Source organism: Marivita sp. S6314 (assembly GCF_023015985.1).
GTDB lineage: Bacteria > Pseudomonadota > Alphaproteobacteria > Rhodobacterales > Rhodobacteraceae > Marivita.
Genome location: NZ_JALKAO010000002.1, coordinates 555,857 through 571,690 on the forward strand (window position 1 = coordinate 555,857; position 15,834 = coordinate 571,690).

The 15,834-nt window shown below is 60.6% G+C and carries 14 protein-coding genes; 6 read left to right on the top strand and 8 right to left on the bottom strand.

The features are described from left to right. Positions 1-115 precede the first annotated feature (115 nt). Positions 116-1,114, top strand: a complete 999-nt coding sequence (locus MWU54_RS07230) for a LacI family DNA-binding transcriptional regulator (RefSeq protein WP_247081752.1) — start codon at positions 116-118, stop codon at positions 1,112-1,114. Here MWU54_RS07230 and MWU54_RS07235 read toward each other — a convergent pair whose 3' ends face one another. From MWU54_RS07235 to MWU54_RS07245, 3 genes are read right to left on the bottom strand one after another with little or no spacing between them, the layout of a single operon-like run. Further along, complete coding sequence (locus MWU54_RS07235) at positions 1,115-2,248, bottom strand: Gfo/Idh/MocA family oxidoreductase (protein ID WP_247081754.1); 1,134 nt, start codon at positions 2,246-2,248, stop codon at positions 1,115-1,117. A 13-nt stretch (positions 2,249-2,261) separates the two neighbouring features. Next, positions 2,262-3,155, bottom strand: a complete 894-nt coding sequence (locus tag MWU54_RS07240) for a TIM barrel protein (protein ID WP_247081755.1) — start codon at positions 3,153-3,155, stop codon at positions 2,262-2,264. A 17-nt stretch (positions 3,156-3,172) separates the two neighbouring features. Continuing rightward, positions 3,173-4,276, bottom strand: a complete 1,104-nt coding sequence (locus tag MWU54_RS07245) for a Gfo/Idh/MocA family oxidoreductase (RefSeq protein ID WP_247081757.1) — start codon at positions 4,274-4,276, stop codon at positions 3,173-3,175. Positions 4,277-4,403: 127 nt separating this feature from the next. Here MWU54_RS07245 and iolD point away from each other — a divergent pair, with 127 nt between their 5' ends. Genes iolD through iolG form a run of 5 tightly spaced genes read left to right on the top strand, consistent with a single transcriptional unit; the run spans position 4,404 to position 9,920 of the window. Continuing rightward, a complete protein-coding gene (iolD, locus tag MWU54_RS07250) occupies positions 4,404-6,272 on the top strand; it encodes a 3D-(3,5/4)-trihydroxycyclohexane-1,2-dione acylhydrolase (decyclizing) (protein ID WP_247081760.1) in 1,869 nt (622 codons plus the stop codon). Continuing rightward, the gene (gene iolC, locus MWU54_RS07255) at positions 6,272-7,249 is read left to right on the top strand and encodes a 5-dehydro-2-deoxygluconokinase (protein WP_247081762.1); all 978 of its coding nucleotides are present in this window, start codon (positions 6,272-6,274) and stop codon (positions 7,247-7,249) included. Before iolD ends, iolC begins: the two co-directional genes overlap by 1 nt. A 13-nt stretch (positions 7,250-7,262) precedes the next feature. Continuing rightward, complete coding sequence (locus MWU54_RS07260; RefSeq protein WP_247081764.1) at positions 7,263-8,105, top strand: 5-deoxy-glucuronate isomerase; 843 nt, start codon at positions 7,263-7,265, stop codon at positions 8,103-8,105. After that, positions 8,102-8,941: a class II fructose-bisphosphate aldolase gene (locus tag MWU54_RS07265; protein WP_247081766.1), complete on the top strand. Its 840-nt coding sequence runs from the start codon at positions 8,102-8,104 to the stop codon at positions 8,939-8,941. Before MWU54_RS07260 ends, MWU54_RS07265 begins: the two co-directional genes overlap by 4 nt. Then, positions 8,934-9,920, top strand: coding sequence for an inositol 2-dehydrogenase (gene iolG, locus MWU54_RS07270; protein WP_247081768.1), 987 nt, complete (start codon positions 8,934-8,936; stop codon positions 9,918-9,920). Before MWU54_RS07265 ends, iolG begins: the two co-directional genes overlap by 8 nt. 2 nt (positions 9,921-9,922) lie before the next feature. Here the strand turns inward: iolG and MWU54_RS07275 are convergent, their stop codons facing one another. The 5 genes from MWU54_RS07275 to MWU54_RS07295 form a co-directional block, all read right to left on the bottom strand. Next, on the bottom strand, positions 9,923-10,534 hold the full coding sequence (locus tag MWU54_RS07275) for a DUF3726 domain-containing protein (RefSeq protein ID WP_247081771.1): 612 nt from the start codon (positions 10,532-10,534) through the stop codon (positions 9,923-9,925). Beyond that, positions 10,531-12,216, bottom strand: a complete 1,686-nt coding sequence (locus tag MWU54_RS07280; protein ID WP_247081773.1) for a hypothetical protein — start codon at positions 12,214-12,216, stop codon at positions 10,531-10,533. Before MWU54_RS07280 ends, MWU54_RS07275 begins: the two co-directional genes overlap by 4 nt. After that, a complete protein-coding gene (locus MWU54_RS07285) occupies positions 12,213-13,187 on the bottom strand; it encodes a membrane dipeptidase (RefSeq protein WP_247082202.1) in 975 nt (324 codons plus the stop codon). Before MWU54_RS07285 ends, MWU54_RS07280 begins: the two co-directional genes overlap by 4 nt. 109 nt (positions 13,188-13,296) lie before the next feature. After that, positions 13,297-14,775 carry an aldehyde dehydrogenase gene (locus MWU54_RS07290; protein ID WP_247081775.1) on the bottom strand — a complete coding sequence of 493 codons (1,479 nt, stop codon included), beginning with the start codon at positions 14,773-14,775 and terminating at the stop codon, positions 13,297-13,299. A 10-nt stretch (positions 14,776-14,785) separates the two neighbouring features. Next, a complete protein-coding gene (locus tag MWU54_RS07295; RefSeq protein ID WP_247081777.1) occupies positions 14,786-15,820 on the bottom strand; it encodes an LLM class flavin-dependent oxidoreductase in 1,035 nt (344 codons plus the stop codon). Positions 15,821-15,834 lie beyond the last annotated feature (14 nt).

Consider the following 15,834-nt stretch of genomic DNA (forward strand, 5'->3'; position numbering starts at 1 on the left):
GCACAGGGTCAATATTTTTGCAACCGGTTGCAATATTCGAATTTCTATTTCACTGTTTCCGGTGACGCAGATCAGTTAGAAGCGTCGCGTTGGGAAAAATGCGGACAGATCAAGGATGGCCATTACGTTAAAAGAGGTTGCAGAACGCGCGGGTGTCTCCCGTTCGGCAGTTTCACGAACGTTCACCGATGGTGCATCTGTTTCCAGCAAGATGCGCCGCAAGGTGGAAAAGGCTGCGTCAGAGCTTGGCTACAGCCCAAATGCGCTGGCCTCGTCGCTGACCACGGGCCGGACCAAGCTGATCGGGCTGGTGTCGAACAACTTTCACAACCCGATCTTCCTGGAAGTCTTTGACCTTTTCACGCGCGGATTGCAGGATCGCGGGCTCAGACCGCTTTTGGTCAACTTGACAAACGAAACCGACGCCGCCGCCTCGGTGCGGATGTTGCGGCAGTATTCGGTGGACGGCGCGGTGGTTGCATCATCAACGCTGCCACCAAACTTTGCCAAGGCGTTTCGGGATGCGGGCGTGCCAGTGGTCCACAGTTTCGGGCGCTTTTCCAGCTCGCCCCAGGTGCATGTCATCGGGATCGACAATGTCGAGTGCGGTCGCATGGCAGCGCGGACGCTTCTGGCGCGCGGATACAAGACCATCGCATTCCTGGGGGGGCCGGAAAGCGCGACCTCAACGCAAGACCGGTTCGCGGGTTTCATGCAGCAACTGTCCGGTGTTCCCGACATTACAGTGACCCATTCCTTTGCCGACGCCTATTCATTCGACGCCGGCCGCGCCGAGATGTTGCGGTTGCTGCAAGCGCCACCCGCCGAAGCCTATTTCTGCGGCGATGACGTGCTGTCGATTGGCGCGCTGTCGGCGATCAAGGACTCGGGCCTGTCGGTTCCGGACGACATTGGAATCATTGGTCTGAACGATATGGAAATGGCGCGTTGGCAGAACATTGATCTGACCACGATTCACCAACCAATCCAGCAGATCGTGCAGTCTTCGATCGAATCCATGGTCACGCTGCTGGATGACCCGGATCGCCAACCCGAGTCGCGTATCTTTGCCTGTTCGGTCGTGGAAAGGGGCACGTTGCGCCCCCTGCCCTGATCACTGGAACATGGGTGGGCGAGCATCCACCCACGCGCCGTTGTCCTTGGCAGACCCAACCGACGCATACACGGCCGCCATCGACCGCAATCCATCCTCGGCCGTCGGCAACCCATCGCGGCGTTCGCCTTTGATTGCGGCGGCCAGATCGACATAGATATTGGCCACCGCAAGCGGAAACCCTTCGGGATGCGCAATCGCCACGCGCGACAGACGTGTGGCCTCATCGGACAGCCCGCCTTCGCCTTTTTCCATGATCTGCGTGCGCCCGCCCACAGGTGTGTAGAACACTTGATTGGGTTGCTCGGACGCCCAACGCATGCCGCCGGTTTCGCCAAACACCTGAATGTCGAACCCGTGTTGACGCCCGATGGCGACGGACGATGTCCAAAGCCGCCCGACCGTGCCGCCCTCCATCCGGAAATTCACCATCGCGTCGTCTTCCAGCTCCCGGCTTGGGATCGTCGAGGCGAAATCTGCCGACAGGCTGCGCACCTGATCATCGGCAATAAAGCTCGCCATATGCATCGCGTGGATTCCGCAATCCGCAAACTGCCCGGACACCCCGGCCATTGCCGGGTCATAGCGCCAGCGGACGCGTGGATTGTCGGCATCGGTGGCGTCGCCATGATGGCCATGGCTGAAATTCGCAACGATCAACCGCACCTTGCCGATCTGCCCCGTCCGTACCATGTGCCGCATTTCCCGCACCATCGGATAGGCCGAATAGCAGTAGTTGACCGCGCAGATTTTGCCGCTGGCCTTGGCCACGCGCACAATCTCCTCGCCCTCTTCCACGGTCATCGTCATCGGCTTTTCGCACAGCACGTTGAACCCGGCTTCCAGGAAGGCCTTGGTGATCTCGAAATGTGTGGAGTTCGGCGTGGCCACGGTGACAAGATCAACTCTGTCCGCCCGCCCCGTTTCGCCGTCCAACATCTCTTGCCAGTTGGCATAGGCCCGATCCGCTGCGACCCCTAGGGACTGCGCGTAGGCGCGGCCCTTTTCCGCATCCACATCCAGCGCCCCGGCCGCCAGAACGAAATTGCCATCGGCTTGCGCGCCAAGGCGGTGGGCTGGTCCGATCTGGCTGCCTTCGCCGCCGCCGATCATGCCCCAATTCAGTTTCGCCATGATCCCGCCCCCCTTAGTTAAACCCAATGGATTCAAGGTATTCGCGGTTCACCCGCGCATCCCCCAACGTGTCGGGGTTCAGCAGCGGATCGCAATCCTGTTCGACCGTACACCAGCCTTCGAATCCATGATCCAGCAACAGTTGCCGCACTGCGGGGAAGTCCACATCCCCTTGCCCAAGGTTGCAGAAAATGCCCTGTCCGCAGGCATCGTAGAAACCGGTCCGCTTTGCGATCACATCGGCTTTGACCACCGGATCAATGTCCTTGAAATGCATGTAGGAAATGCGGTCCATGTGCCGCTTCATGAACGCAACAGGATCGAACCCGGCATAGGAATGGTGCCCGGTGTCAAAACAGATCTTGAGGATGCTTTCATCCACTTCATCCAGCAAACGCTCCAGTTCAGGCTCAAAATCCATAAAGCCTGCGGCGTGCGCGTGAATGCCAACGGTCAGGCCGTACTCTTCGGCCCCCATCTTGGCGACCGTTGCAATCCGATCCCGAAACGCGCCCCATTCCGCGTCGACCATTTGCTCGGCCTCAGAGGCGCGCCCGGCGGTCGGGGCGCGGCGTTCTGAAATGGAGTCGATCAACACCAGGTGCTGCGCGCCATGCGCCACCAGCGCTTTGCAGGTCCGCACCGCGCCGTCCATCACGTCGTCCCACGCGGCGGGATCGTGGAAGGGACGGAACACCACGCCGCCAATCAGGTCCAGATCATGCTGCGCCAAAGCATCTGCCAGAATAGCCGGGTCTTCGGGCATATATCCGACGGGGCCAAGCTCGATCCCGGTATACCCGGCATCTGCGCATTCTTGCAGCACGGTTTGCCATTTCGGGTTGCGGGCATCATCCGCAAATTCCACGCCCCAGGAACAGGGCGCATTGCCAATACGAAGTGTCATCGGGGTCCTTTCCCAAATCAGAAAGCGCTGACGTCTTTCCATGTTTTGTCACGTGACGACGCCATCGCCGCCGCGATCACCTGGTTGACCAGCATCCCGTCATGGAATGTGGGCCAAATCGGCTGACCGGTTTCAATGGCCTGCAAAAAATCGCGGGCTTCTATGATGATCTGATCCTGATAGCCCGTGCCATGTCCCGGCCCCTGGCAGAACGGCAGGTAATCGGGATGCGCCGGGCCGGTGAGGATCTTGGTGAAGCCCCGGGTCGCCTCTGGCCCGTCCGCGATATAGAGCCACAGCGCGTTCTGGTCTTCCTGATCAAACCGGATCGCCCCCTTGGTGCCCGTGACCTCGTAGGCATAGCCCATCTTGCGGCCCGTCGCGATGCGCGAGAAGTACAACTGCCCCATCGCGCCACGGGCAAACCGGCACATCATCTGGCCGTGATCGTCGTTGGTCACCGTCCCATTTGGACGGTTGGAATGTACGGTTTCGACCTCCGCGATCAGCCGGTCTATCGGCCCCAGCAGCGCCAGCGCGGCATTGATCATATGCGGGGCCAGATCCCCCATCGTGCCGTTGGCATCGCCGCTGGTGCGCCAGTTGGCGGGCGTCTGCGGGTCGCTCAGGAAATCCTCGGTATGTTCGCCGCGAAACCAGGTGATGTCTCCGATCACACCCTCGGAAATCAGCCGCCGGGCGTATTGGCTGGCGGGGGTGCGAATGTAGTTGAACCCGACCATGTTTGCCACACCCGACGCCTCTGCAGCCGCCACCATCGCGCGGCTGTCCTCTATCGACGCGCCCAAGGGTTTTTCGCAAAACACCGGCTTGCCCAGCGCAAAGGCCGCTTCGGCAATCGCGCGGTGAAATTCCTGCGGGCTGGCGATGACAACGGCGTCAACCCTGGGGTCATTCACCAGCTCCTGCCAATCCGCGGTACAGCGGCTGAACCCGTAGGCGGCACGATACCGTTCTGCGCTGTCTGCACTGGACGCGCAGATCATCTCAAGCCGCGGGCGCAGCGTGGTGTTGAAGACCGCCCCAACAGCCGACATGGCAACGGCGTGCGCCTTGCCCATGTATCCACCGCCCACTATTCCGACGCCCAATTCCGCCATGCGGCGTGCCCCCGTCTTTTTTGAAATTCCGTTTGCAACCGGTTGCAAAATTAGTATCGTGCGATTCCATTCTGTTCAAGACGGGAAATGACCGCCGGACAAGAATCGTAAAGGGACGTGACTGCCAATGACCACCGAAACTCTGACCCTCACAACAGCCCAAGCCATCATAAAGTGGCTGGAAAACCAGTATATTGACGTGGACGGCGAGGTGCTGCGCGTTTGCGGGGGTGGATTTGGCATTTTCGGCCACGGCAACGTGACGTGCCTTGGCGAAGCGCTGTATGATACGCGCGACGCGCTGCCGTTGTATCGGGGTCAGAATGAACAAAGCATGGGCTTTGCCGCTGCCGGATATGCCAAGCAATGGTTGCGTCAGCGCTTCATGTTCTGCACCGCATCTGCGGGTCCCGGCACGTCGAACCTTTTGACAGCTGCTGCGCTGGCCCATGCGAACCGTCTGCCGATGTTGCTGCTGTGTGGGGATACCTTCCTGACCCGACTGCCCGACCCGGTCTTGCAGCAGATGGAGAATTTCAACGACCCCACCTTTGGCGTGAACGACGCCTTCAAACCGGCGACGCGCTACTGGGATCGGATCACCCATCCGGCGCAGGTGATCCAATCCCTGCCCGCCGCGTTGGCAACCATGCTGGACCCGGCCGATTGCGGGCCAGCTTTTCTGGGTCTGCCGCAGGATGTGCAGGGCTGGACCTATGATTATCCGGCCGTGTTCTTTGAAAAGACGGTGCATCGCATTCGTCGGCAATCCCCGGATGCAGGCGAGATCGCAGACGCTGTGGCCTGCCTGAAAGCCGCAAAACGCCCGATGATCATCGCGGGCGGCGGTGTTCAGTATTCGCGCGCGGTGGCCGAACTGACCACGTTCGCCGAGGCACACCAGATCCCGGTGGTCGAAACCATCGCGGGCCGCGCCAATCTGCTGGACACTCATCCGCTGAACATCGGGCCGATTGGTGTGACAGGATCCGACAGCGCCAATGCCATTGCCGAACAGGCCGACGTGATCGTTGCAGTCGGCACGCGCCTGCAGGATTTCACAACCGGGTCATGGACAGCCTTTGCCCAGGACGCGCAGTTCATTTCGATCAATGCCGCGCGTCATGATGCGGCCAAGCATCGGTCCTTGCCGGTGGTTGGGGATGCCAAGCTGAGCCTGATCGAGATGACGTCCGCACTGAAAGACTACCGCGCGCCCGACGCTTGGGTGGCGACAGCACAGGACGAGCGCAAAAAATGGGTGGCCTATGTCGCTGACAACGTGGCTTACGCGGACAATCGCCCCAATTCCTATGCGCAGGCCATCGGGGTGGTGAACGCGCTTTGCGACAAACGCGACCGCATTGTTGCGGCGGCGGGCGGCTTGCCTGCCGAAGTCACCGCCAACTGGCGCACCCTGGACACTGGCACGGTGGACGTGGAATTCGGCTTTTCCTGCATGGGCTACGAAATCGCCGGGGCCTGGGGCGCGCGGATTGCGCAATCCGAACGCGAACCGGATCGCGACACCATTTCGTTCTGCGGCGACGGGTCTTACCTGATGCTCAACTCCGACATCTATTCGTCGGTACTGACGGGCAAAAAGCTGATCATCCTTGTGTTGGACAATGGCGGGTTTGCAGTGATCAACAAGCTGCAGAACAACACCGGCAATGAAAGCTTCAACAACCTGATCGCCGATTGCCCCACAGTTCCCGCCCCCTTTACCGTCGATTTCGAGGCCCACGCCGCATCGATGGGGGCCAATGCCGAAACGGTGTCAAACCCGGCAGAGCTGGCCGAGGCGTTCAAACGGGCTCAGGCGGCGGACAAGACATCCGTGATTGTCATGAACGTTGACGCCTATGACGGCTGGACAACCGAAGGCCACGCCTGGTGGGAGGTCGGCACACCGCATGTCACCACGTCCCAAAAGGTGCGCGATGCCCATCTGGATTGGGAAAGCAGCCGCTCCCGCCAAAGGAAGGGCGTCTGATGCTGCAAGAGGCGCTGGCCAAACGGAAATTCCTGGTGATCGGTCGCGTTGGGATGGACCTGTCGCCCGACCCTGCCAACACCCGCACCCGCGATGCGGAGACGATGATGGTGGCGATGGGCGGGTCATCCGCGAACATTGCGGCGGGGCTGTACAAGTTCGGATGTGACGCGTCGCTTGTGACCTGCGTGTCTGACGACGCCATTGGCTGGTATTGCGAAACGCAACTTGACCAATACGGCGTTGACCGGCGTTACGTGAAACGGGTGCGGGGCGAATACCGCACCTCTTTGGCCGTCTACGAAACCCGCGTCGACGACCATCAATCCGTCATCTACCGCAACAACGCGGCCGATTTTCAGATGTCACTCGAAGATGTCGAAGCGGTGGATTACAGCGCTTTCGGCGCATTGATCACCGCGGGCACGGTGTTTGCCGCCGAACCGTCGCGCAGCGCCACGTTCCGCGCGTTTGAACTGGCCAAGGCGGCGGGACTGCCAATTATCTTTGACGTGGATTATCGCCCCTATAGCTGGCCGTCGCCCGACGTGGCCGCAGATGTCCTGAGCCGCGCCGGCGCGATGTCGGATATCATTGTCGGCAATGACGAAGAGTTTGGCTTTATGGCAGGTGACGCCGACAAGGGGTTGGGCAAAGCCCGCGACCTTGCCCAGAACAGCGCGCAGATCGTTGTCTACAAGATGGGTCCTCTCGGTGCGATCACCTTTGCGGACGGCGCTGAAATCAAGACCGGGATTTACCCGGTTGAGGCCGTCAAACCCACCGGCGCGGGCGACAGTTTCATGGCGGGATTTCTGGCAGGCCTGTCCGAAGGCCGCCCGCTCAAAGACGCCATCCTGCGCGGATCGGCCTGCGCGTCGATTGTGGTGTCCAAACCGGGTTGCGCCCCGGCGATGCCGAATGCCGCGCAGCTTGAAGAATTCCTGAAGACGCATCCCGGCCCGACCGAGGCCTAAAGAGGACGACCCCATGCATATCGCACCTCACGACAACAAGAACGTGCCCATCGTCGATACAGATGATCCCACCGTTCCGCTGAACTATTTCAACATTGTCAAGCTGACGAAGGGGCAAAGCTTTGACTATCAGGTGCCGGGCTATGAGACCTGTGTCGTTCCCGCGACCGGAACCGTGGATGTCGATGTCGAAGGCGTGAGCTTTGCCTCGCTGGGAAACCGGGGCGAAGACGTGTGGGATGGGGAGCCCGAGGGCGTTTATGTGCCGGTTGGGGCCAAGGTCAGCATGGTCTGCACGTCGGACGACACCGAGGTGTTTGTGGCTGGCGCGAAATACGACAAGGTACTTGATCCTTTCGATGTGCGCGTGGCCGAATTGGACCTTGTGCAATACGGGTCGGACGACACCAAAACGCATCGCAAGATCAAACACATCCTAGGGCAGAAACAGCACAACAAGGTCGGCCGTTTGCTGGTGTCTGAACTTTATACCGTTGGGCAAGGTGGCTGGTCCGGGTTCCCGTCACACAAGCATGACACGGACCGCCTGCCGGACGAGTCGCGGCACGACGAGACCTATAACTTCCGGTTCCGTCCGAAACACGGCTCCGGCCTTCAGATGCTGCAGCGCGCCGACAATGAACCCGGCGATGCCTATCACATCATGGATGGCTCCACGATCTGCATCGACAAGGGGTATCACCCCTGCGCCGTTCTGCCGGGTTATGAAATGTACTATTTCACTATTCTTGGCGGCCTGAGCCAGCGCAGCCTTGTGCAGTATTTCCAACCGACACATGCCTATCAGATCGAAACGATCCCGGGCATCAAAGACATGATTGCCAAGTTCAAATGACGCTGGCGACACTGGCAGAGGTGCTTCAGCCCGCGCTGAAGCAGGGACACGCCGTGGCCGGGTTGGTCACGCTGGGATGGGAAGACATGCGCGCCTATGTGGCGGCAGCCGAGGCGGAAAACGTGCCTGTGATCCTGCAGGCCGGACCGTCCTGCCGGGCGCACACGCCCCTGCCGATTCTGGGCAAGATGTTCCGCCATCTGGCCGAACACGCGTCTGTCCCGGTCGTGGCGCATCTGGATCACGGCTATACGATGGACGAATGCAAAGAGGCGCTGGACAGCGGGTTCACATCGCTGATGTTTGACGGGTCGCGCAAGCCGTTGGCGCAGAACATCGCCGAAACCGCCACCATTGCCGAAATGGCGCATGCGGCTGGCATCTCGTGCGAAGGCGAGATCGGGTTTGTCGGCTATTCCGGCGGCGAACAATCTGCCGGAACGGACCCGAAGGAAGCCGCACAATTCGCTGTTGAAACCAATGTCGATGCGATGGCGATTTCGGTGGGCAACGTGCACCTGCAGGAAGACAAGGACGGCGGGCTGGACGAACCCCGCATTCGTGCGATTGAGGCGGTCACAACCGTGCCACTGGTGATCCACGGCGGATCGGGCGTTCCGGTCGAGCAGCGCAGACGCTTGGCGCAGGGCTCTGCGATCTGCAAATTCAATATCGGAACGGAATTGCGGATGGCCTTTGGCGACGCGATGCGCGCTGCTGTAAACAGCGATCCTGCCCGGTTTGACCGCGTCGCGATTTTGAAAGACACACATGATCCAATGGTCGCCGCCGCACGGCGCGTGCTGACAGGGTTCAAGGGGGCATCACATGCTTAATCTGGGATTGTTGGGATGCGGGCGGATTGGCGTTGTGCACGCACGGTCCGCCAGCCAGATCGACACCGCGCGCGTGACCGCCGTGTCCGACGCGTTTGACGATCCGGCCAACGCTTTGGCCGCCAAAACCGGCGCGCAGGTGCTGGACAGCGACGCGCTCATCAACAGCAAGGACGTGGACGCGGTTGTCATCGGCACCCCCACCGACACGCATTACGATTTGATCCATGCAGCCGCTGCGGCAGGCAAGGCAATCTTTTGCGAAAAGCCCATTGATATGTCGGCGGATCGCATCCGCGACTGTATCAAAGCGGTCGAGGGTGCTGGCGTGCCGTTCATGACCGCCTTCAACCGGCGCTTTGACCCCAGTTTTGCCAACCTGCAAAAGCGGCTGGGCGGCGGCGAGATCGGCGATACCGAACTGGTCACAATCCTGTCCCGCGACCCTGCCCCGCCCCCGATCAGCTATATCAAAAGCTCTGGCGGTATTTTCCGGGACATGATGATCCATGATCTTGATATGGCGCGGTTCCTGCTGGGCGAAGACCCGGTCAGCGTGTTTGCCGTTGGAAGCGCGCTTGTCGATCCCGACATCGGCGCGGCGGGTGACGTGGATACGGCGGCGGTGACGCTGACGACCGCCAGCGGCAAGATCTGCCAGATCAGCAATTCGCGGCGCGCGGCCTATGGGTACGATCAACGGATCGAAGTGCACGGATCCAAGGGGATGCTGCGCGCGGCGAATGTGCATGAAAATACGGTCGAGGCGGCAACGCAAAGCGGTTTCAAGACAGCACCCGTGATGCATTTCTTTCTGGAACGCTATGAAAGCGCCTACCGTGCCGAACTGGCCCATTTCGTGGACTGCCTGACCTCCAGCACCCCAATGACGCCGTCCATCACCGACGGTCTAAAAGCACAGCAACTGGCGGATGCAGCAACCCTGTCGTGCAAAACCGGGCAGCCGGTCACGCTCTGACCTTAACCCGCGCCTTTCAGGCGGCTTTCTTCGGTCGCCGGGGCATAGGTGCGGTGCGCAAATGCATTGAGCGTGGCCCAGTCTGTGTCCTTTGGCACAGCGCGGGAAAACTGCGGGTTGGGCTGTCCCAACCTGTCCCCGCAAGACAGCGTGACGCTGGCCGCTGTTTCTGGAACGGACCGCGAAACCGAGACCAATCGTCCATCTGTCGCCATGCGTGACGTATCGCAATCCACCACAACACAGCGTCCAAGCGACCGGGCCACAAGGGCGGCAAACGGCAGGATCAGCACTGGATACCGCGTGTCGGCCGCCTGAAAAGGCGTATCGTCGATCTGATACGCGCGGTCTGCAGCGGTGATCCCCAATGTGATCGGGCACAGGCGCGACCCCTGCGCGCGCCACATATCTCCGTCGCGCTCTGGCGCAAGCTGGCTTTTGTCGATGCCATCGGTTGCGACCAGAAAGGCGGCAAGCGCGCCGCATCCGTCCAATCCGTTCTGGCACAGAAACCGCAGCGCTTTGCCCGTGTCTTCGGCCACACCCCAGGAATACCCCGCTCCACGCGCCGCCTTCTTGGCTGTGGCATCAATTTCGTTCAGCGAATAGGTCACCCGGGGATGTCCGGATACACCCAGCGGTCGGCATTATCGCCGGTCAATTCCTCGGGATAGGGCGCGCCTGCATACATGCAGATGCGCACCCACCGATCCGAGCGCGGGTCAAAATGCGTGGCCCCGAAAAACGACAGTTTGGCGCGCAGCATGTCGATGGGCAGTACAGTCTGACAAATGGTGTTGTCGCGGATTTCGCCATAGGGCGCGACCAACGACATCTGCGCGCGACGCACCGTGTGCCGGTGTTCGGGGTGCTTTAACAGGAACTCCGCAATCCGCTCGTCGTCCTGCCATTCCGTCAACGACTGATACGCCAGCGTCGCGTCCCGCGCCGGGGCCAGCGGTTGCTCATACTCCGAAATCGGCTCTTCAAAGCGTTCGCCCAACCGTGGTTCCAGCTTTTCCTCGGACACGTACCACGCCCGCGCACAGTTCCGGGGCGCGTCCCATTCCAGATCAAACGCCCAGCCAAATGCGGCCTGCAACAGGGATTTCACCTCTTCGACAGGCATCTTCCCGTCAATCCGAAACGCATCGCTGTTGGTGTCTGACATGCAGCAGGACAAACCGTCCACCAGATCGGGATAGGGTTCAAGGATCAGCGACGCGACCAGTTCCTGCCCTTCCTCGCTCAGCGCGCTTTCGCTCCAGGTTATGATCCGGTCCCACGGGAACAGGGCACCCGGATCCTGTTGATCAACATACCTGCAAAGCGCGTCCATATCCGCACGCAGCGCGTCCAGTTTGCGGATTTGTGCCGGATGTTCCGACGTCCAAAGATCAACCGACCTTTTGCTGCGTGCCAGAACATCTGCGAAGATGTCCCGGTCTTCCGCTGTTGCGGTCTCAACCGCGCGCACCCGCGCAACTGCCTCTTCGCGCGCCATGATCCAGTTGTTGAACAACACCGGATGATTGACCAGAAACGGGGCCATACCCAGCCCCGTGGAATTGCCGATGCCAAGGCTCCGCGCGATCTTTGGGTCCAGCGCAACCGCATCCGCGCCCCCCTGCACTCGCGCCATATGTTCCACCAGATCGCGAACAAATGTGCGGATCAGGTAGACGGTCAGCATTTCGGCCTGAAACGGCACGGCGAGCTCTTCACGATCCGCGATGGTTTCCCGGTCAGCGGCACCAAACTTGCCAGACCCGTAGACCGCCGTGGTGCGCATGAGGTATCCCACCGCATCAATCTGGTCGGTGTCGGGCTGCTGCCCAGAGGCCAGCGCCTCCACGACATGGCTCCACAACCGCACCGACCGGTTGGCCCGTGACAGGGTCAGTTCGGACGATGAGATGCGACCAGCCTCCTGCACCGGAACATTCCGGGACAACCGCTGAATGTCGTCGGGGGTCGGATCGCCATCAAACAACGCAAAGGTCGCATCCCATGCGTCGGCAATCACCCGGTCTGACCGCTTTTCCGGCGGCAGATCATGGGCAAACGCCACCAGCGAATAGCTGCGATCGGGGCCTTGCGCGGTATAGACCGCATGGCCCACACCCCGGTCATCCACATCGAACGTCCTGCGCGTAAAGCTCCAGTTGTCCGCCGCCATGCGCCGGGTCAGCACGCGCATAAAGCTCAACCGACATTGATGAAACGATCCCAGCCGCTTCAGCCGCATCACGTGGGCCGGGTCACGTCGATGAATGGGTGCCGGTTCGGGTGTCATTCCTGTCCCCCAAAATTCTCTGCAAAGAAACGGTACCAGTTCCCGCCCATGACGCCAGCCACTTCGTCAGCAGACATCCCGACATCCAGCAAGCCCTGTTCGATATTCCCGAAATCGCGGTTGTCCTGAAACCACGTGGGCATGGCCGGGAAACCGGGGGCTGCGGCCGAGCCTTCGCCGTAATCGATCTCTTTCGTCCAGCGCCCGGTGCGCATCCATTCAACGATGCTGTCGGGCTGGTCCTGACACAGGTCTGATCCGATCCCAAGATGATCAACCCCGAACTGATCCGCTGTCCGCGCGATCATCTCGCAGAAGTCCTGCAGCGTGCAGTCGGATTTGTTTTTCAGGTGGTGCGGATACAACGAAAACCCGAACATCCCGCCGTTTTGCGTCACCGCGCGGATCACCTCGTCGGTCTTGTTGCGCAGCGCGGGTTGCCACGCATGTGGGTTGGCATGGGTGATCGCAATCGGCCGCTCCGAGATATCGGCGGCCTCAATGGTTGACCGATCCGCCGAATGGCTCATGTCAACCACCAGACCAACCCGGTTCATTTCCTTGATGACCTGCCGCCCCATGCGGGTGATGCCGGTGTCTTCGTCCTCGTAACAGCCCGTCGCCAGAAGCGATTGGTTGTTGTAGGTCAACTGCATGAACCGCGCGCCCAGCGTGTGAAGGATTTCGACCAGCCCGATATCGTCTTCGATGGGGCTGGGATTCTGAAAACCAAAGAAGATCGCCGTCCGCCCCGTCTCGCGCGCGACGTCGATATCGGCAGCGGTCAGGCCTTTCAGGATCAGGTCGGGATACTGTTCAAACCAGCGGTTCCAGCGTTCAAAATTCAGCACCGTCTCGCGGAACGTCTCGTGGTAGGCGATGGTCACATGCACCGCGTCCACGCCGCCTTCGCGCATTTGGCGAAAGATGGTTTCGGACCAGTTGGCGTATTGCAGACCGTCGATGCGCATTTGTTGTGTCATGTTTCCAATCTGGCAGAGTTGTTTCCGATGAGGCAATCCGTTGACGACCCAAACAGACGATCAAACGACGGCGCCACAGGCGCTTTGACAGGACGGATCATCGCATCACAAACGGGTTTGCCATCGGCTGATCCGAGGTGTTGATCCACGTGGTTTTGACACGGGTGTAATCCAGAATCGCCTCCTGTCCCGCCTCGCGGCCATACCCCGACTGGTTGAGACCTCCAAACGGCGCGATGGGGGAAATCGCGCGGTAGGTGTTGACCCATGTGATGCCGGACCGGATGCGTTTCGACACGCGATGCGCGCGGGCGACGTTCTGGGTGAAGACACCCGAGCCGAGGCCGAAATCGCTGTCATTGGCCAGTGCGATGGCCTCGTCTTCGGTGTCGAACGGGAGGAGAGTCATCACAGGGCCGAACATCTCGACCTTGAGGGTCTCGGTGTCGGGGCTGTTGGCCAGAACAAGCGTCGGTTGGACGTAATGCGCACCCGCGTCGGCGCGTTTGCCGCCAAACGCGATGGTTGCGCCCTGGGACGTCGCTTTGGACAGCGTCGCTTCGATCTTTTCCACCTGCGCGACGGTGCAAAGCGGGCCAAGATGGGTCGCGGGATCATGCGGATCGCCGACTTTCAAGTCGCGGCATTTCTCGGTGATTTTGGCGATCAGCGCCTCCAGCACAGGCCTGTGGATCAACCCGCGTGTTCCCGCGACGCAGGATTGACCGGACGCGCCGAAATTGCCCGCAATCAGGCCGTTTGCGGCGGCATCCAGATCGGCATCGTCGAACACGAGGATCGGGGATTTGCCGCCAAGTTCGAGCGTTGTCACCGCGAAGTTTTCAGCCGAATTGCGCACCACATGGCGCGCTGTTTCCGGCCCGCCTGTAAAAGCGATGCGATCCACATCGGGGTGGCGCGTGAGCGGGACCGCACAGTTTTTCGCGTCCCCCGTGAGAATCGACACAACACCGGGCGGAAAGCCTGCCTGATCAATCAGCTTTGCAAACTCAAGCATCGGCGCAGGGGCGATTTCCGACGCCTTGAGCACCACGGTACAGCCTGCCGCCAAGGCCGGGGCAAGTTTGGTTGCGGCCAGAAACATCTGCGCGTTCCACGGCACGATGCCAACAACAACTCCGATGGGCATTCTTTGGGTAAAGACGTGCATGTCGGGTTTGTCGATGGGAAGAACCGCGCCTTCGATCTTGTCGGCAAGGCCCGCATAGTAGCGATAGTAGTCGGCCACATAGCCCGTCTGCGCCATCGTCTCGGACGCAAGCTTGCCGCTGTCGGTCGTCTCGATCCGACCAAGCGCTTCGGCGTTTTCGGCGACCAGATCGGCAAGACGATAGAGCAGTTTGCCACGCGCAGTCTGCGTCATGTCGCGCCAGTCCGGCAGGTCCAACGCGGCGCGGGCGGCGGCGATGGCGGTGTTCACGTCATCAGGCGAGGCGCAGTCGAATGTCGCCCAGACGTGGCCGGTGGCGGGGTTGATGCTCTCCATCACCTGACCTAAGGACCCGGCCTTAAATGCGCCCGCGATGTAGAGCGGGAAGTGCTGTGTGTCGGCCATTTGAGGTCCTTCAGGTAAAGGCGGGCATCACATCGTCGATGAACCGCGCAAGCGAGGCGCGCTTGCGCTCGGTGCTCATCCCGCTGTCGATCCAGAACGAAAATTCATCATAGCCAAGGTCTTCGTATCGCTTGATGCGGTCAATCACTTCTTGCGCTGTGCCGATGGTCAGGTCCCGGCGCATGATGTCCGGGGCCATCATCCTGTTGCCCGCCATGTCTTCGTCGCTGATGCGTTCGATCAGGCCTTGCTGCACCGGGCGCTTGTTCTGAAACCACGCACCGAAATAGTTGTAGAACCGGCTGAGTTCCTGCGCACCGAGTTGCGCATCATCAGCGTCTGACGCAACATACGTGTGGTGCAGGAGCATGATCTTGGGGCGGGGGCCGTCATGGGTTTCACAGGCGGCGTTGAACCGGTCCATCAAACTGTCGATCTCTTCATCGCCTTGCCAAAGCGGCGTCACCTGAACGTTGAACCCATTGTGAACCGCAAATTCATGGCTGTTGGGATCCCGCGCCGCGACCCAGATGGGCGGGCCGTTTTCCTGCACGGGTTTCGGGGCCGAGGTGGTTGCAGGGAAGCTGTGATAGGTGCCGTCATGCGCACAATCGCCCTCCCACAACGGGCGCATCAGGGGCAGGGTTTCCCGCATGCGTTGCCCGGCTTCCCAAGCGTCCAAACCCGGCGACATGCGCTCATATTCATAGGAATAAGCCCCGCGCGCGGCCCCGATTTCGATGCGCCCGCCGGTGATCACATCTGCCATCGCGGCCTCTCCGGCAAGTTTGATCGGGTGCCAGAACGGGACGATAACCGTACCAGTGCCCAGACGGACATTCTTGGTCCGGTGGCTCAGGTCAACCAGCGTGGTGAACGGGTTGGGCGCGATGGTGAACTCCATCCCGTGATGTTCCCCCGTCCAGATCGCGCGCATGCCGCCGTTATCGGCCATCTGGCACAGACCGATGAATTCGTCATAAAGCGTCTGGTGGTCCTGATCGGCGGTCAGGCGCTCCATATGGGCAAAGAGCGAAAACTCCATGGGATCACCTTTCT